The organism is Salinispora goodfellowii, assembly GCF_059570675.1.
Window position 1 is genome coordinate 209603 of record NZ_JCANTD010000007.1, and the last position, 22996, is coordinate 232598.

The 22996-nt window shown below is 71.4% G+C and carries 26 protein-coding genes and 1 tRNA gene; 15 read left to right on the top strand and 12 right to left on the bottom strand.

Annotated elements, in window-relative coordinates:
• Nucleotides 1-8 precede the first annotated feature (8 nt).
• Nucleotides 9-1574 (bottom strand): sugar transferase, encoded by a 1566-nt coding sequence (locus T398_RS10910; RefSeq protein ID WP_496446311.1) that lies wholly within the window; start codon nt 1572-1574, stop codon nt 9-11.
• A gap of 265 nt (nt 1575-1839) precedes the next feature.
• Nucleotides 1840-2700 carry an Fpg/Nei family DNA glycosylase gene (locus T398_RS10915; protein ID WP_496446313.1) on the bottom strand — a complete coding sequence of 287 codons (861 nt, stop codon included), beginning with the start codon at nt 2698-2700 and terminating at the stop codon, nt 1840-1842.
• A gap of 24 nt (nt 2701-2724) precedes the next feature.
• Here T398_RS10915 and T398_RS10920 point away from each other — a divergent pair, with 24 nt between their 5' ends.
• On the top strand, nt 2725-3921 hold the full coding sequence (locus T398_RS10920; RefSeq protein WP_496446315.1) for a glycosyltransferase: 1197 nt from the start codon (nt 2725-2727) through the stop codon (nt 3919-3921).
• Here the strand turns inward: T398_RS10920 and T398_RS10925 are convergent.
• From T398_RS10925 to T398_RS10935, 3 genes are read right to left on the bottom strand one after another with little or no spacing between them, the layout of a single operon-like run.
• Nucleotides 3910-4626 (bottom strand): CDP-alcohol phosphatidyltransferase family protein, encoded by a 717-nt coding sequence (locus T398_RS10925; RefSeq protein WP_496446382.1) that lies wholly within the window; start codon nt 4624-4626, stop codon nt 3910-3912. The genes T398_RS10920 and T398_RS10925 overlap by 12 nt on opposite strands.
• The gene (locus T398_RS10930) at nt 4610-5677 is read right to left on the bottom strand and encodes an iron-containing alcohol dehydrogenase family protein (RefSeq protein WP_496446316.1); all 1068 of its coding nucleotides are present in this window, start codon (nt 5675-5677) and stop codon (nt 4610-4612) included. The genes T398_RS10925 and T398_RS10930 overlap by 17 nt, the downstream gene beginning before the upstream one ends.
• Nucleotides 5665-6396, bottom strand: a complete 732-nt coding sequence (locus T398_RS10935) for a phosphocholine cytidylyltransferase family protein (protein ID WP_496446383.1) — start codon at nt 6394-6396, stop codon at nt 5665-5667. The genes T398_RS10930 and T398_RS10935 overlap by 13 nt, the downstream gene beginning before the upstream one ends.
• 225 nt (nt 6397-6621) lie before the next feature.
• On the opposite strand from T398_RS10935, the gene T398_RS10940 reads away from it, so the two are divergent.
• The 3 genes from T398_RS10940 (at nt 6622) to T398_RS10950 (ending at nt 9400) form a co-directional block, all read left to right on the top strand.
• The gene (locus T398_RS10940) at nt 6622-7011 is read left to right on the top strand and encodes a CBS domain-containing protein (RefSeq protein WP_018727734.1); all 390 of its coding nucleotides are present in this window, start codon (nt 6622-6624) and stop codon (nt 7009-7011) included.
• Between the two features lie 85 nt (nt 7012-7096).
• The gene (locus T398_RS10945; RefSeq protein ID WP_496446318.1) at nt 7097-8191 is read left to right on the top strand and encodes an aminotransferase-like domain-containing protein; all 1095 of its coding nucleotides are present in this window, start codon (nt 7097-7099) and stop codon (nt 8189-8191) included.
• 60 nt (nt 8192-8251) lie between these two features.
• Entirely contained in the window at nt 8252-9400 is a 1149-nt protein-coding gene (locus T398_RS10950) for a magnesium and cobalt transport protein CorA (protein WP_496446319.1), read from the top strand.
• Nucleotides 9401-9406: 6 nt separating this feature from the next.
• On the opposite strand, the gene T398_RS10955 is transcribed toward T398_RS10950, so the two are convergent.
• Nucleotides 9407-10186: a hypothetical protein gene (locus tag T398_RS10955; RefSeq protein ID WP_496446321.1), complete on the bottom strand. Its 780-nt coding sequence runs from the start codon at nt 10184-10186 to the stop codon at nt 9407-9409.
• A 117-nt stretch (nt 10187-10303) separates the two neighbouring features.
• Between T398_RS10955 and T398_RS10960 the strand changes: the two genes are divergently transcribed.
• Together T398_RS10960 and T398_RS10965 are read left to right on the top strand one after the other, a co-directional pair.
• Entirely contained in the window at nt 10304-10834 is a 531-nt protein-coding gene (locus tag T398_RS10960; protein ID WP_018733003.1) for a peptidylprolyl isomerase, read from the top strand.
• A gap of 57 nt (nt 10835-10891) precedes the next feature.
• Nucleotides 10892-11803 (top strand): rhomboid family intramembrane serine protease, encoded by a 912-nt coding sequence (locus T398_RS10965; RefSeq protein WP_496446322.1) that lies wholly within the window; start codon nt 10892-10894, stop codon nt 11801-11803.
• A gap of 3 nt (nt 11804-11806) precedes the next feature.
• Here T398_RS10965 and T398_RS10970 read toward each other — a convergent pair whose 3' ends face one another.
• Nucleotides 11807-12247 carry a PH domain-containing protein gene (locus T398_RS10970; RefSeq protein WP_496446323.1) on the bottom strand — a complete coding sequence of 147 codons (441 nt, stop codon included), beginning with the start codon at nt 12245-12247 and terminating at the stop codon, nt 11807-11809.
• Nucleotides 12248-12315: 68 nt separating this feature from the next.
• On the opposite strand from T398_RS10970, the gene T398_RS10975 reads away from it, so the two are divergent.
• From T398_RS10975 to T398_RS10995, 5 genes are all read left to right on the top strand, one after another.
• Nucleotides 12316-13488: a thiolase family protein gene (locus T398_RS10975; RefSeq protein WP_496446325.1), complete on the top strand. Its 1173-nt coding sequence runs from the start codon at nt 12316-12318 to the stop codon at nt 13486-13488.
• 119 nt (nt 13489-13607) lie between these two features.
• On the top strand, nt 13608-14126 hold the full coding sequence (locus T398_RS10980) for a hypothetical protein (protein ID WP_496446326.1): 519 nt from the start codon (nt 13608-13610) through the stop codon (nt 14124-14126).
• A 69-nt stretch (nt 14127-14195) separates the two neighbouring features.
• Complete coding sequence (locus T398_RS10985; protein ID WP_496446328.1) at nt 14196-14882, top strand: response regulator transcription factor; 687 nt, start codon at nt 14196-14198, stop codon at nt 14880-14882.
• Nucleotides 14875-16323 carry a histidine kinase dimerization/phospho-acceptor domain-containing protein gene (locus tag T398_RS10990; RefSeq protein ID WP_496446330.1) on the top strand — a complete coding sequence of 483 codons (1449 nt, stop codon included), beginning with the start codon at nt 14875-14877 and terminating at the stop codon, nt 16321-16323. Before T398_RS10985 ends, T398_RS10990 begins: the two co-directional genes overlap by 8 nt.
• A gap of 61 nt (nt 16324-16384) precedes the next feature.
• On the top strand, nt 16385-16960 hold the full coding sequence (locus tag T398_RS10995; protein ID WP_496446332.1) for a hypothetical protein: 576 nt from the start codon (nt 16385-16387) through the stop codon (nt 16958-16960).
• 33 nt (nt 16961-16993) lie between these two features.
• Here the strand turns inward: T398_RS10995 and T398_RS11000 are convergent, their stop codons facing one another.
• Together T398_RS11000 and T398_RS11005 are read right to left on the bottom strand one after the other, a co-directional pair.
• Complete coding sequence (locus tag T398_RS11000; RefSeq protein ID WP_496446333.1) at nt 16994-17884, bottom strand: transketolase family protein; 891 nt, start codon at nt 17882-17884, stop codon at nt 16994-16996.
• Nucleotides 17884-18612 carry a thiamine pyrophosphate-binding protein gene (locus tag T398_RS11005; protein ID WP_496446335.1) on the bottom strand — a complete coding sequence of 243 codons (729 nt, stop codon included), beginning with the start codon at nt 18610-18612 and terminating at the stop codon, nt 17884-17886. The genes T398_RS11000 and T398_RS11005 overlap by 1 nt, the downstream gene beginning before the upstream one ends.
• A 46-nt stretch (nt 18613-18658) precedes the next feature.
• Here T398_RS11005 and soxR point away from each other — a divergent pair, with 46 nt between their 5' ends.
• The gene (soxR, locus tag T398_RS11010) at nt 18659-19096 is read left to right on the top strand and encodes a redox-sensitive transcriptional activator SoxR (RefSeq protein WP_496446336.1); all 438 of its coding nucleotides are present in this window, start codon (nt 18659-18661) and stop codon (nt 19094-19096) included.
• Between the two features lie 72 nt (nt 19097-19168).
• Here soxR and T398_RS11015 read toward each other — a convergent pair whose 3' ends face one another.
• Nucleotides 19169-20146, bottom strand: coding sequence for an NAD(P)H-quinone oxidoreductase (locus T398_RS11015; RefSeq protein WP_496446338.1), 978 nt, complete (start codon nt 20144-20146; stop codon nt 19169-19171).
• A gap of 147 nt (nt 20147-20293) precedes the next feature.
• Here T398_RS11015 and T398_RS11020 point away from each other — a divergent pair.
• Both T398_RS11020 and T398_RS11025 read left to right on the top strand, forming a co-directional pair.
• Nucleotides 20294-20380: transfer RNA gene (locus T398_RS11020), tRNA-Ser, on the top strand.
• 260 nt (nt 20381-20640) lie between these two features.
• Nucleotides 20641-21465 carry a MerR family transcriptional regulator gene (locus T398_RS11025; protein WP_496446339.1) on the top strand — a complete coding sequence of 275 codons (825 nt, stop codon included), beginning with the start codon at nt 20641-20643 and terminating at the stop codon, nt 21463-21465.
• A 194-nt stretch (nt 21466-21659) separates the two neighbouring features.
• On the opposite strand, the gene T398_RS11030 is transcribed toward T398_RS11025, so the two are convergent.
• Nucleotides 21660-21977, bottom strand: a complete 318-nt coding sequence (locus T398_RS11030; protein ID WP_496446341.1) for a hypothetical protein — start codon at nt 21975-21977, stop codon at nt 21660-21662.
• Between the two features lie 210 nt (nt 21978-22187).
• Here T398_RS11030 and T398_RS11035 point away from each other — a divergent pair, with 210 nt between their 5' ends.
• Nucleotides 22188-22634, top strand: a complete 447-nt coding sequence (locus T398_RS11035; RefSeq protein ID WP_496446343.1) for an NUDIX domain-containing protein — start codon at nt 22188-22190, stop codon at nt 22632-22634.
• A gap of 85 nt (nt 22635-22719) precedes the next feature.
• On the opposite strand, the gene T398_RS11040 is transcribed toward T398_RS11035, so the two are convergent.
• Nucleotides 22720-22996, bottom strand: a 277-nt coding sequence (locus T398_RS11040) for a hypothetical protein (protein ID WP_496446345.1), incomplete at its 5' end; no start/stop codon positions are given.

Consider the following 22996-nt stretch of genomic DNA (forward strand, 5'->3'; position numbering starts at 1 on the left):
GCGCCGGGCTAGTACGCGCCCTTGCGGGCCAACACCACTCCGACCGTGCGCCACAGGATGCTCAGGTCGTACGCCAGCGACCAGTTGTCGACGTAGTAGAGGTCAAGGCGGACCGCCTCGTCCCAGGAGAGGTCGGAGCGGCCGGAGACCTGCCAGAGGCCGGTGATGCCTGGTTTGACCAGCTGCCGCCGGCGCACGTCGCCGAGGAAGTCACCATCGTCGGCGGGCAGCGGGCGGGGCCCGACCAACGACATCTCCCCCTTCAACACGTTGATCAGCTGGGGCAGTTCGTCCAGGGACGAGGCGCGCAAGAAGCGGCCCACCGGGAAGACCCGCGGGTCCCGCTTCATCTTGAACAGCATGCCGTCGGTCTCGTTCTGGTCAACGAGGCTGGCCAGCCGCTCCTCGGCGTCCACGTACATGGTGCGGAACTTCCAGACCCGGAAGGTTCGCCCCTCGTGGCCCACCCGGGGCTGTCGGAAGAAGACCGGGCCCGGGTCGGAGATCCGGATCGCGATCGCGATCGCGAGGAAGACCGGTAGCAGGACCAACAGGCCGAGGCCGGCCGCCACCCGGTCGAGCATGTTCTTCGCCAGCAGCGCCGGACCGGAGAGGGTCGGCTCCTCCACGTGCAGCAGCGGCAGGCCCTCGATCGGGCGGATGTGCACCCGCGGCCCGGCGATGTCGGTCAGCTGCGGCACCACCGCCAGGTCGACCCCGGAGCCTTCGAGCTGCCAGGCCATCCGGCGCAGCTCACCGGGCTCGGCGCTGGCCGACCCGCAGACCGCGATCGTGTCGCCGCCGACCTCGCGAATCAGGGCGAGGAGGTCCCGCCCCGCGTAGACCGGGACCGGGGTCTCCACGCCGCGGGCAGCCGCGTAGCCGTCGGTGAGGTGGATGGCGACCGGCACCAGTCCGGCGGCGGGGCTCCGCGTCACCTGGCGGTGGACCTCCAGGCACTCGGGCAGCGTGCCCACCAGGACCATCCGGTGCGCGGCCCGGCCGGCGTTGCGCCGGAGCACGTGCAGCACGAATCGGGCCAGGATCCGGACCAGCAGAATCAGCAGCAGGGCGAGGAGTAGCGCGGTGCCGACCGAATATCGGGACAGGTGTGTCTTGGTGGCGAACGCCAGGAAGGAGACCGTCGCGCAGACCGCCACGCCGGCCCGGAGCACCCGCTTGAACTCGTCCGGGCCGAGGCCCAGGTAGCGCCGGTCGTAGGACCCGTTGAACCAGAGGATCGCCACCCAGCCGAGCGGTAGCAACAGGCACGCCACGGTGTAGAACCAGGTCGGGTCGTCGTTGTAGAACCCGGACCGCGCCTGGTCGAAGGCGCGGATGGCGGTGAAACTCGCGAAGGCGGCGGCGGCGAAGTCCAGTAGCACCAGGGCCACGGTGTAGGGGCGGTGCCAACGGGAGACCCGCCGATGGCTACGGGCCCAGGCCGACCGAGGTACGCCGTTGTGAGACGGCGGTGTCGGCGGCTGGATCTCGAAGCTGTCGACGTGCCGCACCGTTCTGCTTTGGCCTCCGTTGGTTACCGGGCGCTGGAGGCTTGTCGTCACCTCATTCATGTCCTCCCGCAGGACGCGGACCACTCACTCGGAGTGAGGGACCGTGTCGCCCACCACTTCAGTCTCCCATGCGTCACCCGGGCTCGAGCGCGGACCGGTAGGACCTCGCTTCTGGGGGTGGCGATTGACAGCTGGCCGGCTCCGGACCTTTACGGAAGCCGGGACCGGGCCACTATACCGATGGATGGCCGTTCGAGTAGAACCCCAATCCCGACCTTCGTCGCAGCCGGGCGGAATACTCGTGGTCAGAGGTGAGTGTCCTCACTCACCGTACAATTCGCGACAACCGTCGGTCCGCGAGGGGCTTCCCGCCGGTCTGGCAACCCGGGCAGTACTGGAGGCTGGAGTCAGCGAACGAGACCTCCCGTACGGTGTCGCCGCAGACGGGGCAGGGCAACCCGGTGCGGGCGTGTACCCGCAGACCGGAGCGCTTCTCGCTCTTGAGCTCGGCGGCCCGTTGCCCCACCGACCGGGACACCGCGTCGCCGAGCACCTCCCGGGTCGCCGCGTGCAGGGTGGCGAGCTGGTCGTCGGTCAGCCGGGTGGTCAGCGCGAACGGGGACAGTCGCGCCGTGTGCAGGATCTCATCGGAGTACGCGTTACCCACCCCGGCAAGCACCGTCTGATCGGTGAGTACCCCCTTGACCTGGCCTTTTCGGCTGCGGAGCCGCTCGGCGAAGGCGGCCGGGTCCACGTCGAGCGCGTCCGGACCAAGCCGGGCCACCCCGGGCACCACCGTCGGGTCGGTGACCAGATAGACGGCGAGGCTCTTCTGCGTGCCCGCCTCGGTCAGGTCGAACCCGGAGCCGTCGTCGAGACGGGCCCGCAGCGCCACCGGGCCCTTGCCCGGGCGCAGCGGGACGCGGGTGGAGAACTCCTCCCGGAAGTGCAGCCAACCCGCGCGGGCCAGGTGAACGACCAGGTGCAGGTCGGCCCCGAGCACCAGGTCGAGGAACTTGCCGTGGCGCCGGGCGCCGGTGACCGGCCGGCCGGCCGCGGCCGTGAGCGCCGGGTCGTACGTCTTCAGGGCGTTGATCGCGGAGATCTCCAGCCGGTCAACCCGCCGGCCGACGGCGCGTTGGCGCAGGTAGTCGGCGAGCGCCTCCACCTCTGGTAGCTCGGGCACCCACCAACGGTAACCTCAAGTTCCATGAAAATCGTGGTGGCGCACAACCGGTACCGGGAGGCTCAGCCGTCCGGCGAGAACACCATCGTCGACGCGGAGATCGCCCAGCTGACCGCGGCCGGGGTCGAGGTGTTGCCGTTCCTGCGGAGCTCCGACGAGATCGCGTCGATGTCCCGGCCGGCGAAGGCGCTGCTGCCGATCTCCCCGATCTACGCCCCACGAGCCCAGCGGGAGCTGGGTCGCCTGCTCGCCGAGCACCGGCCGGACGTGCTGCACCTGCACAACCCGTACCCCCTGCTCTCGCCCTGGGTGGTGCGGACCGCGCACCAGTACGGCGTGCCGGTGGTGCAGACGGTGCACAACTACCGGCAGGTCTGCGCGTCCGGGCTGTACTTCCGGGACGGGGCGATCTGCCAGGACTGCCGGGGGCGGGTGTTGGGCGTACCGGCGATCGTGCACCGCTGCTACCGGGGGTCGCGAGCGCAGAGCGCGTTGATGGCGACGACGCTCGCCGCGCACCGGAGTACCTGGCGCTCGGTGGACCGGTTCATCGCGCTGACCACCTCGATCGCGGAGCACCTCCGGGACTACGGCATCCCGGAGCAACGGATCGTGGTGAAGCCGAACGCGATCCCCGACCCGGGGGCCCCGGCGCCGCTGGGCACCGGCTTCCTCTTCCTCGGCCGGCTCAGCCCGGAGAAAGGGCTGGACCTGCTGCTGGATGCCTGGCGTCGGCATCCGGACGGTGCGCTCGGCCCGCTCCGCGTCGCCGGTGACGGTGAGCTGCGACCCCTGGTGGAGGCGGCGGCGGCCCAGCGGGCAGATGTGACCTTCCTCGGTCCGCTGGACCGGGACGGGGTGCATGCCGCCCTGGCGGCGAGCGCGGTGGTGCTGGCCACCTCCACCTGGCACGACGTGCTGCCAACCGTGATCATCGAGGCGCTGGCCGCCGGTCGGCCGGTGCTCGGCACCGCCCTCGGCGGTATCCCGTTCCTGGTCGGCGCCGACACTCCGGAACCCGCCGGCTGGGTGGTGCCGCCGGATCCGACCGCGCTGGCCGCCGCGCTGCCAGCGGCAGCCGCCGGCGCCGCCAGCCGGGCACCGGCCGCGCGGGCCCGCTACGAGCGCACCTTCCACCCGGACGTGGTCACCCGGCGGCTGCTCGACATCTACGCCGACACCGCCCGTACGGCCGGGTCGGGCCGCCGGTCAGCGCAGTGAGGCCCGAGCGGCGAAGGCGATGCTGGCGAGCAGGAAACCGCCGTTGATCGCGGTGAAGGCGACGATCACCCAGCTGGTCAGGCCGGGCGCGAAGAGCAGCACCAGGGCGGCAACGAAGATCACCGCGCCGTAGTCGCGGATCAGCTTCACCAGCCGCACCGGCAGCGAGGTCGAGGTGACCATGCTGGTCGCGTTCGGCCCGGCCTGCAGCACCGAGGTGACCAGGTTCACCATCCAGGTGCCGGCGAAGGCCGCGATCAGCCAGGCGGGGATCGACGGTGACTGTGCGACCGCGGTCGCACCGAGTGCGGCGACCAGGGCGATCTGGGCCGCCACGTCGCTGAGCACATCCACCCGCGCCCCGGCCGCGCTGCCCTGACCGGTGACCCGGGCGAGTTGCCCGTCCGCGCAGTCCAGCGCGTACGCCACCTGCCAGCCGACCAGCGCCACCAGCCCGACCAGCCCGACCGGTACCCGGCCCGCGGCGACCGGCTCGGCCAGCGCCGCCACGGTCGCCGAGGTGATCAGGCCGAGGGCCAGGTTGGTGATGCTCAGGGTGGTGGGCCGCAGCCCGAACCGGTGCGCGCCGCTGGCGAGGGCGGCCCCGATCCGCTGGCTGATCGCCTCGCTGAACAGTCCGCCGCCCCGGTTGGTCCGATAGAAGTCGGCCCGGGTCGGCCGGGACGGTTCAGCCAAGGTGCTCACCGAGGGCGTCAAGACAGTCTCCCAACCGAGCCCGGAGCTCGTCGGTGGACAGGGCGAGGTGTTCGAGGATCGTGTGTCGGTCCGGCCGGGTCCGGGGCGCGAAGTGCACCGCCTCGACGAACTGCTCGTCGGTGAGGCCCAGTTCGGCCGGGCGGGTGGCCAGGCCGTGCCGGTGCAGGCAGCGGGCGAGCTGGCCGAACCGGTCCCGGTCGCCGTGCAGCCAGGTGCAGAAGAGGGCTCCGAGCCCGACCTGCTCGCCGTGGGCGCTGGTGCCGGGCCAGAGGTGGTCGATGGCGTGTGAGATCTCGTGGTCGCCGCCGCTGGCCGGCCGGCTCGAACCGGAGATCGACATGGCGATGCCACCGAGGATCAACGCCTCCGCCAGCGTGGTGAGGAAGGCGTCGTCGGTGATCTTGCCGGGGTGGTTCAGCAGCGCCTCGGCGCCGGTCCGGGCCAGCGTCACGGCGAGTCCGTCGATCGGCTCGCCGCGCAGCTCGTGGGCGAGCTCCCAGTCGGCGCAGGCGTTGAGGTTGCTCACCGCGTCACCGATCCCGGCCTGGGTCTGCCGGTCCGGGCCGTTCTCCACGAAGTCGAGGTCGACCAGGACGGCGATCGGGATATGGACCCCGTACGAGCCCTTGCCGCCGTCGTGGGTCAGCGACGCCACCGGGGAGGCGATGCCGTCGTTGGCGAGGCTGGTGGCGACCGTGACCATCGGGATGCCGTAGCGGGTGGCGGCGTACTTCGCGGTGTCGATCGTCCGGCCGCCGCCGATCCCGACCACCGCGTCGTAGTGCCGGCGGCGGAGCCGGTCGCCCAACTCGGTGGCGGCGTCAACGCTGCCACCGGCCACCGTGAAGACGTCGGCCGAGCCCAGCGTCGGCCGGCACAGCTCGACGATCTTCTCCCCCTGCCCGGGCCCCACCACCACGGCCACGTCGCCACCGGCGGAGATCCGCCGGTCGGCGAGGAGTTCGCCGAGGTTGGCGACCGCACCGCGGCGGACCTCGATGGCCAGCGGCGTGGCGACGGTACGGGCTAGTAGCGGCACGCGATCTCCCGAGCCCGCGCCAGATCGTCGTGGTTGTCGACCTCGACCCAGGCGACATCGCCGATCGGCGCCCCGCGCACCTCGCCACCTCGGTCGGCGAACTCCTGGTAGCCGTCCTCGTAGTAACGGTTCGGGTCGTGTCGCCAGGTCGCCTCCAGCGCGTCGGCGAGCGACTCGGCGACGTGCGGCTCGATCAGCGTCGCACCGATGTACTCCCCGCGGGCCTCGTGCGGGTCCATCAGCTTGGTGATCCGGGTGAGCTGGCCGTCGGCGTCGAAGGTGGTCTTCATCTCCTCCTCGGCCAGCGTCTTGATCGTGTCGATCGCCAGCAGGATCCCCGGCCCGCGCTCGGCGAGCAGGGTCTTCTCCACGCTCACCGGATGGACGGTGTCTCCGTTGACCAGCAGGACCCCGCGGGCGAACCAGCTGCGGGCCAGCCAGAGCGAGTACGCGTTGTTCCACTCCTCGGCCCGGTCGTTGGGTACCAGGGTGAGCGTGACGCCGTACTTCTGCTCCAGGTCCGCCTGGCGTTCCCGAACCGCGTCGGCGGCGTAGCCGACCACGACGACGATCTCGGTGAGCCCAACTTCGGCCAGGTTGCGCAGCGCAATATCAAGGATGGTGGTCGCGCCATCAACCGGTACCAGCGCCTTCGGCAGCGTGTCGGTTTGTGGGCGCAGGCGGCGTCCGGCGCCAGCTGCCAGCACCATCCCGACCATTCCGGCATCGTTCTGCGTTCGTTCGGCTGTCACCGGAGGAGGATAGCGCCGTCGAATGGTGCTCCTGGGGGCAACCGGACCGGCTGGTGGGTGGGTGGCGCGGGCTGCCGGCGCCGCTCGACTGAAACGGGCTGGTCAGATCGCATGCGGCAGCCTTGTCCCAGTAACACACTAGGTGCACCATGTTTTTACCGAGTGCCACCATTTCGCAGGGGTTGATGTGTGATGCAGGTTCGGGAAGTGATGTCCAGTCAGGTTTTGGTAGTCGGCCCGGAGCACACGCTCCGGCAGGCGGCGCGAATGATGATGGAGCGGGGCATCGGGTCGGCCGTCGTGATCGATCCGGATTCCGAAGGGGTCGGGATCATGACCGAGCGGGACCTGCTCAACGCGATCGGGCGCGGGCTGGACTGCGACAACGAGCCGACCGGAGCCCACCTGACCTGGGATGTGGTGTACGCGGGGCCGGAGTGGACGGTCGAGGAAGCGGCGACCGCGATGGCCCGAGGCGGGTTTCGGCACCTGGTGGTGCTCGACGGGCGGGAGGTGGCCGGGGTGATCTCGCTCCGCGACGTCGTCCGGGTCTGGGCGACCGAACGGGTCGTCCCCGGGTGAGACCGGTCACCCATCCGGTGGCTCCACGACGGCACTCGTCGTGCCGTCGGCGGATCCGTTGCCGCCTTCCGTACGCTGAACAGCCATGACCGCCGAGCAGTTGATCTCCTTCGCCCGTGGCGCTCCCTCGTTGGACATCGTCGATGTCGAGGGGCTGAAGGCCGCCGCCATCCGTGCGTTCGACGCCGATCCCATCGGTGTGACGGCGTACGGCCCCTCCGCCGGGTACCTTCCGTTGCGTGAGTGGATCGCGCAGAAGCACGGAGTGAGGGCGGACCAGGTCCTGGTGACCAACGGTTCGTTGCAGGCTGACGCGTTCCTCTTCGACCACCTCGTCCGACCCGGCGACGCGGTGGTGGTGGAGCGTCCGACCTACGACCGGACCCTGCTGAACCTGCGGCGGATGGGCAGCGAGCTGCACGGGATCACCATCCAGCCGGACGGTCTGGACACCTCCGAGCTGCGTAAGCTGCTGGAGTCCGGGGTGCGGCCCCGGCTGGCGCACATCATTCCGAACTACCAGAACCCGGCCGGGGTGACGCTGAGCCTCGCCAAGCGGCGGGAACTACTCGACCTCGCCGTCGAGTTCGGTTTCACGATCTTTGAGGACGACCCGTACGCCGATGTCCGGTTCCGCGGCGAGGCGTTGCCCTCGATGCTCTCGTTGGACACCCACAACCGGGTGGTGCACGCCTCCAGCTTCACCAAGACGGTCTGCCCGGGCGTCCGGGTCGGTTACCTGGTCGGGCCGGCGGACCTGATCGCCGACATCGCGAAGAAGGCGACCAGCCTCTACATTTCGCCGGGCATGGTCTCCGAGGCGATCGTGCACCAGTTCTGCGTCTCCGGGGACATCGACCGCTCGATCGCCGCGGTGTGCCGGGCCCTCGGCGAGCGGGCCCAGGCGCTGGCCGAGGCGCTGCGGCGGCACCTCCCGGAAGCCCGGTTCGTCGAGCCGGACGGCGGCTACTTCCTCTGGGTGGAGTTGCCGGCGGACGTCGAGGTGGACCGGCTGGCTCCGGCGGCGGCGGAGCGCGGGGTCGCCGTCGTGAAGGGCAGTGACTTCGTGCTCGACGGCGGGCAGCACGCGCTGCGGCTGGCGTACTCGGCGGTGACCGTGGACCAGATCGACGAGGGTGCGCGTCGACTCGCGGCGGCGATGGCGGCCGTACGCGGCTGACCTTCGCCACCGGCGCCGGGCGGCGTACGCTGCAACGCGTCGTCGAGCGGGGAGGGTGCGATGGCGGACCGGTTGCGGCGCGGACGCAGGGTCGCCCGGTCGGACGGCCGGGTGATCCGACCGCGGGACTGGGCAGCCCCGGTGCGGGCGATGACCCGCCGGCTCAGCTCCGACAGCGCGGCCGGACCACCGGCGCCGGCCGTGCCCCACGATGCGGTCGTTGACTGCGCGCTCTACCTGGACGGGGAGCGGCAACCCGGCCACCGGCACCACGCCGAGGCGTTGGTGGCGGCGCGCGAGGCGGGCGACGGCTTCGTCTGGCTCGGCCTGCACGAGCCCGACCTGGCCCAGATGACCGAGATCGCGGTCACCTACGGCCTGCACGAACTGGCCGTCGAGGATGCGGTCAAAGCCCAGCAGCGGCCCAAGCTGGAGCAGTTCGGTGCGGTGAGCTTCCTGGTGCTGCGAACCGCCCACTACCGCGACCAGGCCGAGTTGACCGAGCACTCCGAGGTCGTCGAGACCGGCCAGGTACTGCTCTTCATCGGCCCGAATTTCCTGGTCAGTGTCCGGCACGGGGACGCCTGCCGGCTGGCGCCGGTGCGCGCCGACCTGGAGGCGAAGGGGGAGCTGCTGCCGCACGGCCCGTGGGCGGTGGCGTACGCGGTGACCGACCGGGTGGTTGACCAGTACCTGGAGGTCGTCGACCGGCTGGAGGACGACCTGGACACGCTGGAGGCCGATGTTTTCGACCGTCGGCCGGGCGGCGATCGGATCCAGCGGATCTATCAGGTGAAGCGGGAGCTGGTCGAGTTCAAGCGGGCGGTGATGCCGCTCCAGCGTCCGCTCCTGCGGATCACCGCTGAGCGCAACCGCGAGGTGCCGATGGAGGTCCGGCGGTACTTCGGGGACGTGCAGGACCACCTCAGCCGTACCGTTGAGCAGGTCAACTCCGCCGATGACCTGCTCAACTCAATCCTCCAGGTGCGGTTGGCCCAGGTCACCGTGGACCAGAACGACGACATGCGCCGGATCGCGGCCTGGGCGGCCATCGCGGCGGTCTGGACGGCCATCGCCGGCATCTACGGCATGAACTTCGAGTTCATGCCGGAACTGGGGTGGGCCTACAGCTATCCCACCGTGCTGGCCCTGATGCTCGGGGTCAGCTTGGCGCTGTACCGCTGGTTCCGCCGGCACGGCTGGCTCTGACCCGGGTCAGCGGCGACCGTTCTTCATGGCCTTGGGGAGGTCGTTGGGGGTCCGGCCGGTGGAGCTCTTGCCCTCGGTCGTCGCGGGGGCCGTCTTGGTTGGTGTCGCGGGGGCCTTCTCGGTCGGTGCCGCGGGGGCCTTGTCGGTGGTCGTTGCGCGGACCTTCTCGGTCGGGGTCGCGGACGCCTTGTCGGCGACCGGTGGCGGCACCTTCCCGGTCGGCGCCGGGGTGGTCTGTTCGGCCGGGGTCCGGGTGGTGACCTCGATCATGTCCACCTCGGCCTGCATCGGGTCCAGGCTGGGAACCGGGTCGTACTCGACCCACTCCCGCCGCTCGTAGCGGCGTCGCAACGCCATCGCGCCGACCAGCCCCACCACGACGCTGGCCGCCAGCAGGCCGGTCATCCTGCCCCGACCGGACCGATTCTTCGCGCGGTTCGCCCGCATCCTCTTCTCCTGCACCTTCTTGCTGGTGGCGGCCGAATTGCCCGCGCCGGCCCGCTGGCCGGCGGCGGCCCGGCTGGCCGCCTCGGCCTGGGCCTCGCGGAGGGCGATGGCCAGTGGCGCGAGGGCCGCCACGGTCGACACGTAGCCGCTCGCCGCCCGGTCTCGCATGACCAGCGCGGTCGGGGCAACAGCGCTGCGGGCCGCCCGCACCCGTGGGCCGACCGTGGCGCCGGTGCCGTTGGTTGCGTGCCCCGCCGCCCGCTTCAGATGACCGAGGCTTCGCCCAAGCTCGATCTTGGCAAGCTGGCTCCGGGTCTTACGCCGCCCGTTTCCAAACACGGTCCCACCTCCTCGGAGTTGTCCCTTCGTCATCCTCCACCTTCGGATGCCTCCGCATGGCCAGATCGGGCACATGGGAGGATCCGCGTGGAACTGAACAACTAGTGAGGAGTACCTGTGGCCGAGGATCTCTACGCCACCCTGCACACCAACGCCGGCCCGATTCGGCTGCAGCTCTTTCCGAATCACGCGCCGAAGACCGTTCGCAACTTCGTGGAGTTGGCCGACGGCACCAAGCAGTACACCGACCCGCGGACCGGCCAGCCGGGCAGCGGCCCGTACTTCGACGGCACCATCTCACACCGCGTGATCAGCGGTTTCATGATCCAGATGGGTGACCCGACCGGCACCGGCCGGGGCGGTCCGGGCTACACCTTCGCCGACGAGTTCCACCCCGAGCTGCGGTTCGACCGGCCGTACCTGCTGGCGATGGCGAACGCCGGGCCGGGCACCAACGGTTCGCAGTTCTTCATCACGGTGGCCCCGACCCCGCACCTGACCAACCGGCACACCATCTTCGGGCAGGTCGCCGACGAGGAGTCGGTGAAGGTCGTCGACGCCATCGCCAACACCCCGACGAACCCCGCCGACCGCCCGCTGCGCGACGTCGTTATCGAGCGGGTCGAGATCGAGCGCACCGGCTCCTGAAAGCGGACAGGGTACCTTTGCTCGCATGACTGAGCGCTCGGGTACCTGGGCTGTCCGGTGAGTGAATCACCACCGACCACCCCGGTCTGCTACCGCCACCCCGGTCGGGAGGCACACATTCGGTGCAACCGCTGCGACCGGGTCATCTGCCCGGACTGCATGCGCGAGGCATCGGTGGGCTTCCAGTGCCCGGAGTGCGTCAACGAAGGGCGCCGCAGTGTGCGGCCGGCGCGTACCGCCTTCGGTGGTGGTCTCGCCGGCCAACACGGCTACGTCACCAAGGCGTTGATCGCGTTCAACGCCCTGGTGATGCTGCTCTCCATCGGCACCGACCGGGGTGGCGACGCGGTGGTGGGGGGCTCCGGCTTCGGCGGCCTGCTCGGCGGCAGCACCCCGCTGACCGAGTGGGGAGCCGTGATCGGGCTCGCGGTCTTTCCCAACGGCACCGTGGGTGGCGTCGCCGACGGCGAGTGGTACCGCCTGGTCACCGCGATGTTTCTGCACTACGGCGTGATCCACCTGTTGCTGAACATGTACGCGTTGTGGATCCTCGGCCGAACCCTGGAGGCGAGTCTCGGTCCGGCCCGGTTTTTGGCCCTCTATCTGATCGCCGGCCTCGGCGGGAACGTCGCGGCCTACCTGTTCAGCGCGTCGAATGCGGCCACCGCGGGCGCGTCCACGGCCGTCTTCGGGCTCTTCGCGGCCCTGTTCGTCGTCGGCCGGCGGTTGGGGCGGGACGTCTCCCAGGTGCTCCCGATCCTGGTGATCAACCTGGTCTTCACGGTAACTGTGCCGGGGATCTCGATCCCGGGTCACCTGGGCGGTCTCGTGGTCGGCGGCCTGATGGCCTTCGTCCTCGCCCACGCCCCACCGTCGCGGCGCACGTTGGTGCAGGTGGGCGGCGGGACGGTGCTCGTGGTGGCCCTGCTCGGCCTGGCCCTGATCCGGACCGCGGCCCTGCTCGCCTGACGATCACGCCGGGCGGGCCGCCCGTAGCTGCACCGCGACATCGGCCGGGTCGGCGTCCAGGTCGAACCGGCCGAACAGGTGCAGCGTCTCCCCGGCATCCACCTCCAGGGCGGCGTTCGGCCGGCCGAGCCGGGCCCGCTGGTCCACCCGGATCTCCGTCACCTGCGACCATGGCAGCCGCCGCCGGCCGGCGAATCCGCTGACCACCGTCAGTCCTTCCGGATCGACCGCGAGGCGGACCGGTGCCAGCAGGTCCCGCGTGGCCCAGACCAGGAGCGCGGCGGCGGCCAGCACGGCCAACGCGAGCCGGACCGGGTCGCCGTCGGCGAGCAGGAGCCCGAGCGCGACCAGCGCCCCGGCCCCGCCGGCCTTGACCGCTGGTATGGCGGCCGGGACCCGCCACTGCCGGGTCTCGGACGAAGTCGTATCCATATTGCCCAGCATGCCAGGGCAGCGGGTTGCCGGGCGGGCCGCGTAGCATCGACGCCAAGCCAAGTTACCGGGGAGTAGTCATGAGTGACGCAGTCATCGTCGGCGCGGTACGCACCCCCGTCGGGCGGCGCAAGGGAAGCCTCGCCGACGTACACCCGGTCGACTTGTCGGCGCACGTGCTGCGCGCCCTCGCCGAACGGACCGGCATCGATCCGGGCCAGGTGGATGACGTCTTCTGGGGCTGCGTCTCCCAGGTCGGTGAGCAGTCGTGGAACGTCGCCCGCAACGCCGTCCTCGCGGCCGGCTGGCCCGAGACGGTTCCCGGCACCACCCTCGACCGGCAGTGCGGGTCCAGCCAGCAGGCGCTGCACTTCGCCGCCGCGACGGTGCTCTCCGGGCAGGCCGACCTGGTGGTGGCGGGCGGGGTTGAGTCGATGACCCGGGTGCCGATGGGCTCCAGCGTGGCCGGTGGCGTGCCGTTCAGCGCGGCGATCCTGGACCGCTACCGGGGCGTGGAGGGGGTGGCGGAGGACGACCCGCTCCCGTTCAGCCAGGGCGTCGGCGCGGAGCTGATCGCCCGCCGGTGGCGACTGACCCGCGGCCAGCTGGACGAGTTCGCCCTCGCCAGCCACGAGAAGGCGGGCGCGGCGCAGGACGCCGGCGCATTCGACGCCGAGCTGGCACCGGTCCCCCTCGCCGACGGGGGAACGGTCTCCGCCGACGAGGGCATCCGTCGGGACACGTCCCTGGCGAAGCTGGCCGAGCTCGCCACCCCGTTCCGGGCCGATGGCGTGGTAACCGCCGGATCCGCGTCCCAGATCTCCGACGGCGCGGCGGCGCTCGCGGTCACCACCGCCGAGTGGGCCGGCCGGCACGGCCTGCGCCCGCTCGCCCGCATCCACACCGCGGTGGTCTGCGCCGACGACCCGGTCGCCATGTTGACCGCGCCCATCCCGGCCACCGCCAAGGCGCTGCGCCGGGCGGGGCTGGGCATTGAGGAGATCGGGGTGTACGAGGTCAACGAGGCGTTCGCCCCGGTGCCGCTGGCCTGGCTCGTGGAGACCGAGGCCGACCCGCACCGGCTCAACCCGCGCGGCGGCGCCATCGCCCTCGGGCATCCGCTCGGCGGGTCCGGGGCCCGGATCATGACCACCATGTTGGCGCACATGCGAGACGAGAACCTCCGGTACGGACTGCAGACCATGTGCGAGGGCGGCGGCATGGCCAACGCGACCATCGTCGAGCTGCTCTGAACCACCCCGCCTGGGTGGTTGTGACCCGTTCGGTGGTCAGGACCGCCCGGGGCGTGGAAGATGCAAGGTTCGGCCGTCCCGCCCATATCACCCCGGACCGGGGCGTCGTTGGGTAGGGCATGGACGTCTTCTCCCGAACGTTCCTTCCCGCTGCGGCCGAGGCTGGTATCGCGACCCAGACCGCCAGCCGACACATGCCCGTCTTCCGGCGCTGCGTCGGCTCGGGTGACGCCCCCATCCTGGTCACCCGGTGCCGCCGCCCGAACCGGTCGGCCACCGCCGGCGAGTACCTCCTGCTGTTGACCCACCGACGGTTGGTCGTCACCCGGCAGACCCGGGTGCTGCACCGGCTCCGCCTGCACCTCAACACAGAGCTGCGCGAGCTGAGCGACGTCACCTGGGGACCGGACCCGCGGCTGCACTGCCTGGAGTTGGCCGCCACCGCCATCGACGGCGTCCGGGAGCGGTTCGTCATCCGGACGCGGCACCCGAAGCAGGTGTGGCAGCTCGACGAGCTGCTCAACCATGCTTTCCGCACCCGCGTCCGGACCGCGCGCGAGCGGCTCGTCGCCACGATCGGCGACCCCGGTCCGGCCCCGGCCCGGCCAACCGCCTTCCGACCCGCCACCGTCCGCTGACCGTCTCCTTACCGAACCCGAACATGTCCCGAGCAGTGCCGCGCCATCCCCGTCGGCCATCATGAGCCGGTGATCGTTGACGCGCCGCATCGCGGGCTCGTCCTCCTCGTCGAGGACGAACCGGCCATCGCCGACCTGGTCCGGCTATATCTGGCCCGGGACGGGTTCGGCGTACATCTGGAGCGGGACGGCGACGCCGGCCTCGCCGCCGCCCGCCGGCTCCGGCCGGTGGCCTGCGTTCTCGACATCGCACTGCCGGGTCTGCCCGGCACCGAGGTCTGCCGCCGGTTACGCGAGTCCGGGGACTGGACGCCGGTCATTTTTCTCACCGCGCGCGACGACGAGGTGGACCGCATCGTCGGGCTTGAACTCGGCGCCGACGACTACGTCACCAAGCCGTTCAGCCCGCGGGAACTGGTGGCCCGGGTGCGGGCGGTGCTGCGCCGGGTCGCCGGGCCGCCGCCGGGCCAGCCGCGGATCGTCGGCGCGGTCACGCTGGACCTCGGCCGCCGTACGGTGACCGCCGCGGGGGATCCGGTGCAGTTGACCTCCACCGAGTTTGACCTGCTCGCCCACCTGATGGCCCGCCCCGGCCGGGTGTTCACCCGGGAGGAACTGCTCGCCGGGGTGTGGGGGTACGCCGTTCCCGCGGGTACCCGAACCGTCGACGTGCACGTGGCGCAGGTCCGGGCGAAGCTCGGCTCGGCGAGTGTGATCCGTACCCATCGGGGGGTGGGGTACGCCGCCGATGCGTGAGCACCGGGTCGACCCTTCGACCGTGCCGACGTCCGGCGCCCGACGGCCCGCCCGCACCCGCCGTGGGCCGACCCTGACCGTCCGGGCGGTGCTGGTCACCTGCGCGGTCGCCCTGGTCTCGGTCCTGGTCACCGCGATCGTCGCGGTGCCGCTGGCGGTCCGTGGAGTGGAACACCGCGAGCAGCAGGCGCTGGCCGCCCAGTCCCGACTCGCCGCCGAGGCGCTACGCAGTCGGTTGGACACCCCGCGCGCCGTGGACGAGGACCGGTTGCTACGCCAACTGCGGGCGCAGGGCATCGAGGCGTACCTGGTGCGAAACGGGGTGGTGGACCGGCCGGGACTGCCGGCCCAGGTGGTGGAGCGGATCGCCGAGGGCCGGCACGTGGCCGGCCGGCGTTCGGTCGCCGGCCGGCCGGCGTTGGTGCAGGGGCGAGCCCTGCCCGGCGGCGACGGGGTGGTGCTCGCGCGGGCCGGCTCCCTCGGCGGCATGTGGCGGCAGGTCGCCCAGAGCCTCTGGTTGCCGCTGCTGGCCGGGCTGGCGGCCGGGGTGGTCGCCGGTCTGCTGCTCGCCCGTCGCCTGGCCCGGCCGATCCGGCGGGCGGCCGACGCTGCCGCGCGGCTGCGGGCGGGCGAGCGGGCGGTTCGCGTACCGGTGGAGCCCCCACACGAGGTGGCGGACCTGGCGGAGGCCCTCAACGGCCTGGCTGCCGCGCTCACCACCAGTGAGGGACGGCAGCGAGAGTTCCTGCTCTCTGTCTCGCATGAGCTGCGGACCCCGCTGACCGCCATTCGCGGGTACGCGGAGGCGTTGGCGGACGGGGTGATCGACTCGGCGGAGGTGGCCGGAACCGGGCGCACGGTGCTGGCCGAGGCGGAGCACCTGGATCGGCTGGTACGGGATCTGCTGGCCCTGGCCCGGCTGGAGGCCGTGGACTTCCCGCTGGAGCCGGTACGGGTCGACCTGGTTCGGCTGGCCGCGGAGGCGGAGCGGACGTGGGCGGCGCGGTGCGCGGCCGTCTCGGTGGCGTTCCGGGTCGAGGCGCCGGAGCAGGCGGTGCCGGTGCACACCGATCCGGGGCGGATCCGGCAGGTGGTGGATGGGCTGCTGGAGAACGCGCTGCGGGTGGTGCCGCCGGGGGCGCCGGTGGTGCTGGCGACCCGGTGGGCCGGCCCGGACCCGGCGGCCGGTGGGGTGATCGAGGTCCGGGACGGCGGCCCTGGCCTGACCGACGACGACCTGGCGGTGGTCTTCCAGCGGGGTGCGCTGCACCAGCGGTACCGGGGGGTGCGCAAGGTCGGTAGTGGGCTGGGCCTGGCCCTCGCCGCCGGCCTGGTCCGGCGGCTCGGTGGAGAGATCAGCGCGGGGCACGCGGCCGAGGGCGGGGCCGCGTTTGTCGTCTCGCTGCCGCCGGATCCTTACCAGACCCGAACATCGGCCTGACCTGGCGCTCGTCGAGACCGACCAGGCTGGACTCCCACCCACAGGGACGAGAGGGAGAGACATGGCACGTTGGGGAGTCGCCGCCACCACGCTGTTCGCGGCGGTCACGCTCGGGCTCACCGGCTGCGGCGCGGCCCAGGTGGCCGGGCCGGCCGGAGAGCAGGCCGTCGAGGTCGCTGCGGCGTTCGGTGCGGAGGGTCAGGCGCTGGCCGCGCTGGGCCTGGACCCGGTCGAACTGGACGTGGTGCCCGCCGCTGCGTCGGATTCACCGTCTTCGGACGCGGAGCCGGGCCGGAAGGAACGGGCCGAAGAGTGGCGCAAGCGGCGGCCGGCCCGGGTGCTGCTGCGAAAGAACACCATGCACGGCGAGGTCGTGGTGCAGACGAAAGAGGACGGTCCGAGGACGGTGGCGGTCCAACGTGGCGAGGTGGTAGCCGTCGATGGGCAGGAGATGACCGTCCGGTCGTCCGACGGCTTCGAGATGACCTGGACCTTCGGGTCGGAGCTGCGGGTGGTGGAGCGCCGCCAGACGGTTCAGCCGGAGGCGGTTGAGGTTGGCCGGGTGCTCGGCGTGGCCGGCACGAAGGACGGGGAGAACGGTGCGGCCCGACTGATCGTGCTGCCCAAGAGCGAGTAGTTCACCCGCCCGGTTGGCCGCCGAGACGGAAGGTCAGCGCAGCGCTGGTGAGACGAAGTCCAGCACCGATCGCCGCAGCCCCGACGCGTCCAGGCCGTGCCAGTGGGTGTGGTCGTCGACCGACCCGTACCGCCGGAGTTCTTTCCGCCCGACGCCGAGTGCCAGTAGCCGGTGTGGGCGGTCCGCCAGCGCTGCCGAGACCACCCGGCTGGAGGTTCCGGCGAGGTAGGGCTCGACCAGGATCACGTCGGTGCCGGCCCGATCGCGGAGCCCGGCGGTGTCGAACGGCCGCGGCCGGTTGGTGTACGCCACGGTGACGGGCAGGTCGGCCAGCGCCGCGGTGGCCGCGTCCAGGGTCGGTCCGACGGCCACCACCAGCGGTGCTCCCGGCCCGGCGTCCCGCACCACCTGCAACGCCCCGTCGTTGCCCAGCGGCCGGTCGTTGCTCAGCACCGACAGCCGCAGGTACGCCGAGGTCTCCGCGGCCACCGCCGTCCGCAGCAGCGGCGCCACCTCGCCGGGGTGACCGGGTACGTGCACGGTCCAGCCGTGCAGGGTGTCGATCAGCGAGACATCCGCCGGCGACAGGTGGGTCCGGCCCGCCGCCGCGCGGTCGTACGAGGCGCCCACGCTGACCAGCACCGCGCTCGCGTCCTGGTGGTCCAGGTCGAGCTTGAGCTGCTCGTACGCCCGCTCGACCAGGAACGGCGCGTAGGTGTGCACGATCGGCCGCAGGCCGGTCAACGCCAGCCCGCCGGCCACCCCGAGCATCAGCTGTTCCCGGATTCCGACGTTCAGGACCCGGTCGGGGTGCCGGGCCGCCGCCGGGGCGAAGAGGCCGGCGGAGATGTCGGCCAGCACCAGCGCGGTACGCGGGTCGTCGGCGAGCAGCGCGGTGGTGGTGTCGACGAAGGTGTCGCGCATCAGTCCTCCTTGGGGTCGACGACCGCCACGACGACGTGGGGCCGGTCGCCGTCGTGCCCGGTCAGGGCGGTGTGCAGGGCATCGTGGTCGTGTCCGTCGACGGTCGCCGCGGTCCAGCCGTCCACGGCGAACCGGGCTGCCGGTCCGCCCGGCCAGCCGTGGGTGGCGGAGGCGTTGTCGATCACGATCGCAGTGAGGTTGGCCAGGCCATTTGTCCCGGCGTAGGTGATCGCCTCGTGGTTGGAACCCTCGTCCAGTTCGGCGTCGCCGAGCAGCACGTAGACCCGGGGTTCGAGCCGGCCCTGGGCGCGTAGGCCGAGCGCGGTGCCGACGCCGAGGCCGAGGCCGTGACCGAGCGATCCGGAGCCGATCTCCACGCCGGGCACGAGCATCCGGTCGGGGTGTTCGCCGAGCCGGCTCGCCGGCCCACCCTGGTCGTCGAGCCAGTCGACCGGGAAGAACTTCGCGGCGGCGAGCACCGCGTAGTACCCGGCGACGGCGTGCCCCTTGGAGAGCAGAAACCGGTCCCGGTCCGGGTCGTCGATCGTCGCCGGGTTGATCCGCAGGACGCGGTGGTAGAGCACCTGGAGCACGTCGATGGTGGAGTAGACGTTCGTGCCGAACTCCCGGCCGGCCCGGGTCCGCTCCAGCAGCGGGGCGACCGGCTGCCGGCCGTCGAGCGGCGCGGCGGCCTCGGCGACCGTCGTGGTGGTCGTGGTGGCTGTCATGCGGCTAGCCTGCAACTTCAAGCCCACTTCAGCTCAAGGTGACGTGATGCAGGAGTCATTGACCATCGGCCAGCTCTCCGCACGCAGCGGCGTCGCGTCCTCCGCGCTGCGCTACTACGAGCAGATCGGGCTGCTCCGAGCCGACCGCACCGGCGGCAACCAGCGCCGGTACGCGCGCAGCGAACTGCGCCGGGTGGCGTTCATCCGGATCTCCCAGCAGGTCGGCATCCCGCTGGACGAGATCCGCGAGGCACTCGAGTCCCTGCCGGCCGCCCGCACCCCGACCCCGGAAGACTGGACCCAGCTCTCCAAACGGTGGCGGAACCGGCTCGACGAGAAGATCACGCTCCTGACCCGGCTCCGGGACGACCTCGACGGGTGCATCGGCTGCGGGTGCCTGTCGCTGCGCCGCTGCATCCTCAGCAACCCGGGCGACCAGGTCGCCGACGAGGGCCCCGGTGCGCGCCTGGCCGTGCCGCGCTAGCCGATGCCAGCCGGCCAGGTCGAGCACCTCACCGCCCCGGGCGTTGGCGGGTGCGGGCCTGGCGGTGCCGCGCTAGCCGACGGTCAGCAGCACCTTGCCGACGTGCTCGTTCGACTCGACGAGACGGTGGGCCTCGGCCGCGTCGGTGATCGGCAGCCGGCGGTCCACGACCGGGCGGACCTTGCCGGCCGCGATCAGCGGCCACACCTGCTCGCGCACGCCCGCCACGATCTCTGCCTTCTGGCCCAGCGGGAGGGAACGCAGGGTGGTCGCGGTCACCGTTGCCCGCTTCGCCAGCAGCGCACCGAGGTCCAGCTCCGCCTTCCGGCCGCCCAACAGGCCGATCAGCATCAGCCGGCCGTCGGTGGCGAGCGCGGCGACGTTTCGCCCCAGGTAGGCCGCGCCCATGATGTCGAGGATCACGTCCGCGCCCCGGCCGTTGGTGAACTGGCGAACCTCTGCGGCGAAGTCCTGCTCCCGATAGTCGATCGTGTGCGCGGCGCCCAGTTCCCGCAGCCGGTCGTGCTTGGCCAGCCGCGCGGTGACCAGCACCGTCGCCCCCAGGGCTGACCCGAGCTGGATCGCGAAGGTGCCGATCCCACTGCCGCCGCCGTGCACCAGCAGCGTCTCCCCGGCGGCCAGCTTCGCCCGCTGCAGCACGTTCGACCAGACTGTGCAGGCCACCTCGGGTAGCGCCGCCGCGTCCACCAGGTCCACGCCGTCGGGCACCGGCAGTAGCTGACCGGCCGGCACCGCCACCCGCTCCGCGTACCCGCCGCCGGCCAGCAGCGCGCACACCGGCTGCCCCACCGCCCACCCGGGCACGTCGTCGGCGACCGCACTGATCACCCCGGAGCACTCCAGACCCGGGTACGGGGACGCTCCCGGGGGCGGCGGGTAGTGGCCCTTCCGTTGCAGCACGTCCGCCCGGTTGACCGCGCTGGCCCGTACGTCGACGACCACCTCGCCGGGGCCGGGCTCCGGATCGGGCACCTCGGTCCAGACCAACGCGTCGGGTCCACCGAACTTCTGGATCGTGATCGCGTGCATGGTTCCTGTCTACCCGACGCCGGTCTCGCCCGGGAGTCCGTACGGCGCACACCCACTGTGGACGGCGTGTCGGTGGGCGTGCCTGCCCACCGGTGGGGCCGGCGTGGCAGACTGGGCACGGTCGTCGCCCCGTGGGGCGGTGCGCCGGGAGGGTTCGCCTAGTGGCCGATGGCGCTGGTCTTGAAAACCGGTAAGGCAGTGATGTCTTCGTGGGTTCGAATCCCACACCCTCCGCCCCTCGGATAGCAAAACACGCCTCTGACCAGCGCGAACGCTGATCAGGGGCGCGTTACTCGCGGCGAAGTTCGAGGTGATCGCCTCGCATCCGGCCGCCGGCCGGAGGTGCCTCTGTAAGGAAAGCCCTGACGGCATCGGGTGGTGGCGGGAATTGGCCCGCCGACCCGCCGACCCGCCGACCCGCCGACCCGCCGTCCCAGGCTTGACTCTCCCGCCAGGGGAGACTCGAGCATCGGTGCGGAACGGAGGAACCGAGCATGGACGACCTGATCCCGATTGGGCGTTTCTCCCGGATGAGTCGGCTGTCAGTCAAGGCCCTGCGCTTCTACAACGAGCAGGGCCTGCTCGCACCCGCTTGGGTCGACCCGTCCTCGGGCTACCGCTACTACCGGCGAGCCCAGGCCGAGCGGGCCGAGGCGATCCGGATACTACGCGCAATCGACATGCCGATCGCTGACATCCGTGACCTACTCACCGATGACGACCCGGAATTGACCGGCAAACGCCTCGTCGCGCATCGGGAGCGGTTGCGGGCCCGGCTCGCCGAGCAGGAGCAGATGCTGCGTTTCCTCCAAGCACTCATCGATCGAGGAGGACGTGTCATGCCCTACGACGTCATCGTGAAGGAAGCCGCCACCATTTCGGTGGCCAGCCTCACCCTGCACACCAGCCTCAACGCGATCGGTGCCGATATGGGCCGTGGCTTCGGCACGGTCGTCGACGCCATCGGCAACGCCGGCGCCGAGTCCAACGGGAAGCCGTTCGTCATCTACCACGACGTCATCGACGAACAGACCAACGGCGACATCGAGATCTGCATCCCGGTCCCGGCCGGCACCGTCCTACCCGGCGACCCGGTCCGCTACCGTGAGCTCCCCGGCGGCCCGGTCGCCACCACCGTCCACCGAGGGCCGTACCAGGAGATCAGCCCCGCTTACCACGTCGTCACCGGCTGGATCGAGCAGGAGGGTATTCATCCAGCGGGCCCACCGCGCGAGATCTACCTCAACGACCCGCAAACGGTCAGTCCCGCTGAGCTGCTCACCGAAGTCCAGTTCCCCATCGACAAGACGCCGCGCTGATCGGGCGGCCAGCAGTTCCCCGCCACCCCGAGACCGGTCGCCGCCGCGTTCCGGCGGCACGGCTACCCCTGGCACGGCAGCGACCCGTACGCCGACCTCTTCCGCTCGGCGAGTGCGAGCGGACTCAACAAGGCATTCACGTGTCTTCGTGGCGCTCTGCGTGTCTGCTATCTGGGCCAGGTGGAAGCAGGCGATCAGACGAGGCCCCCGGTGAGGAAGTGCAGGGCGAGCCAGGTCACGAACGCCAGCAGCGCGAACCGCCGCAGCCACACCCAGCCCGTGACCTTCCGGGCCGGTTCGCCGGGCTTGCGGCGCTGCGTGCCGAACCACAACCAGACGTGCTCGGACAGGGTGTCACCGTCGCGACTGTTGAGCACCGCCGTCACTTCGACCACGCCGAAGTACAGGAGCCAGACGATCCAGGCGGCCGTGTAGTTGCCCAGGCCGAAGGAGAGCCCGGCGACGGCACCGAGCAGTGCGCCGCCCGCGATGAACGGGAGGAGGCGACTCACCTCGTCACCGCGTAGGTAGAACTCCGCATGGGCGTTACCTCCCGCCTGTCCTGGAGACGGCAGCGGCCCGCCGCGCGTGGGCGCATTCGAGGCAGTCACCGTCGTGGTCGGCGCGCGGGGTAAACGTAGGCGGTCATTCGCGTCTCCTCAAGCCTTGTGTCGTGGTCGGACATCAGCTTTTTCGGAGCCCAGCCAGATTAGGCTGCGTGCATGGTGGCGCGAGTGGACGTACGGATCGCTTGTGTGGTCTTGGTCGATCCACGGGGTCGGCTGTTGTTGCAGCTGCGGGACGGCAACACCGAAGTGGATCCGCACCGATGGTCCCTACCGGGTGGTCACCTGGATCCGGGCGAGGAGCCGCTGGCAGCGGCCCATCGGGAGCTCTACGAGGAGACCGGTCTCCAAGTCGATGAGCTGCGCCTGTTCTGGCAGGGCCTGGCTCCGGCGGTGGGCTCCCCCGGCGCGGTCGGCGAGTTTTCCATCTTCTACGCGCCGACCAGCGCCACCGATGCGGATGTGGTGTGTGGGGAGGGGGCGGCGATGCGCTTCGTTGACCGGGCCGACGTGCTCACCCTGGAGTTCGGGCGGGCTAACGCGGAGATCGTGCCGCGTTTCCTCGGCTCCGCGGAATACCGACAGCTGGTCCGGGCCGGTTGAGCGCTGTTGCTGTTGCTGTTGCTGTTGCTGTTGCTGTTGCTGGCGGCGCCGACCACGGTCCCCGCCTCGCCGCGGCGTCGAAGCCTCAATCTGGTCGCTTGTGCGCCGGGCGCCGGAATGGTCCCCAGGAAACAAAACGATCGAATAGTTCGCGGGGGTTCGGTCCGTCGTGGGGGTTGAGGTGGTAGAGGTCGTGCATGGCTTCGTAGAGGAGTCCGGCGAGGTAGATGGTGAGGCTCGGCTGTCGGGTTTCGTATTCGGCTTTGAGGAGGAGGCGGGCTTCGGCGCAGGGCCAGGGGTGGCCGCAGGCGCGGCAGGCCCACATGGGTCGTAGGGGTGTGTGGGGTGGTTGGTTCCGGGTG

Coding starts and splice junctions, on each gene's coding strand:
- T398_RS10910 (WP_496446311.1), bottom strand. CDS start 1,574: ATGAATGAGGTGACGACAAGCCTCCAGCGCCCGGTAACCAACGGAGGC.
- T398_RS10920 (WP_496446315.1), top strand. CDS start 2,725: ATGAAAATCGTGGTGGCGCACAACCGGTACCGGGAGGCTCAGCCGTCC.
- T398_RS10935 (WP_496446383.1), bottom strand. CDS start 6,396: ATGGTCGGGATGGTGCTGGCAGCTGGCGCCGGACGCCGCCTGCGCCCA.
- T398_RS10940 (WP_018727734.1), top strand. CDS start 6,622: ATGCAGGTTCGGGAAGTGATGTCCAGTCAGGTTTTGGTAGTCGGCCCG.
- T398_RS10945 (WP_496446318.1), top strand. CDS start 7,097: ATGACCGCCGAGCAGTTGATCTCCTTCGCCCGTGGCGCTCCCTCGTTG.
- T398_RS10950 (WP_496446319.1), top strand. CDS start 8,252: ATGGCGGACCGGTTGCGGCGCGGACGCAGGGTCGCCCGGTCGGACGGC.
- T398_RS10970 (WP_496446323.1), bottom strand. CDS start 12,247: ATGCTGGGCAATATGGATACGACTTCGTCCGAGACCCGGCAGTGGCGG.
- T398_RS10975 (WP_496446325.1), top strand. CDS start 12,316: ATGAGTGACGCAGTCATCGTCGGCGCGGTACGCACCCCCGTCGGGCGG.
- T398_RS10980 (WP_496446326.1), top strand. CDS start 13,608: ATGGACGTCTTCTCCCGAACGTTCCTTCCCGCTGCGGCCGAGGCTGGT.
- T398_RS10990 (WP_496446330.1), top strand. CDS start 14,875: ATGCGTGAGCACCGGGTCGACCCTTCGACCGTGCCGACGTCCGGCGCC.
- T398_RS10995 (WP_496446332.1), top strand. CDS start 16,385: ATGGCACGTTGGGGAGTCGCCGCCACCACGCTGTTCGCGGCGGTCACG.
- T398_RS11000 (WP_496446333.1), bottom strand. CDS start 17,884: ATGCGCGACACCTTCGTCGACACCACCACCGCGCTGCTCGCCGACGAC.
- T398_RS11005 (WP_496446335.1), bottom strand. CDS start 18,612: ATGACAGCCACCACGACCACCACGACGGTCGCCGAGGCCGCCGCGCCG.
- soxR (WP_496446336.1), top strand. CDS start 18,659: ATGCAGGAGTCATTGACCATCGGCCAGCTCTCCGCACGCAGCGGCGTC.
- T398_RS11015 (WP_496446338.1), bottom strand. CDS start 20,146: ATGCACGCGATCACGATCCAGAAGTTCGGTGGACCCGACGCGTTGGTC.
- T398_RS11025 (WP_496446339.1), top strand. CDS start 20,641: ATGGACGACCTGATCCCGATTGGGCGTTTCTCCCGGATGAGTCGGCTG.
- T398_RS11035 (WP_496446343.1), top strand. CDS start 22,188: ATGGTGGCGCGAGTGGACGTACGGATCGCTTGTGTGGTCTTGGTCGAT.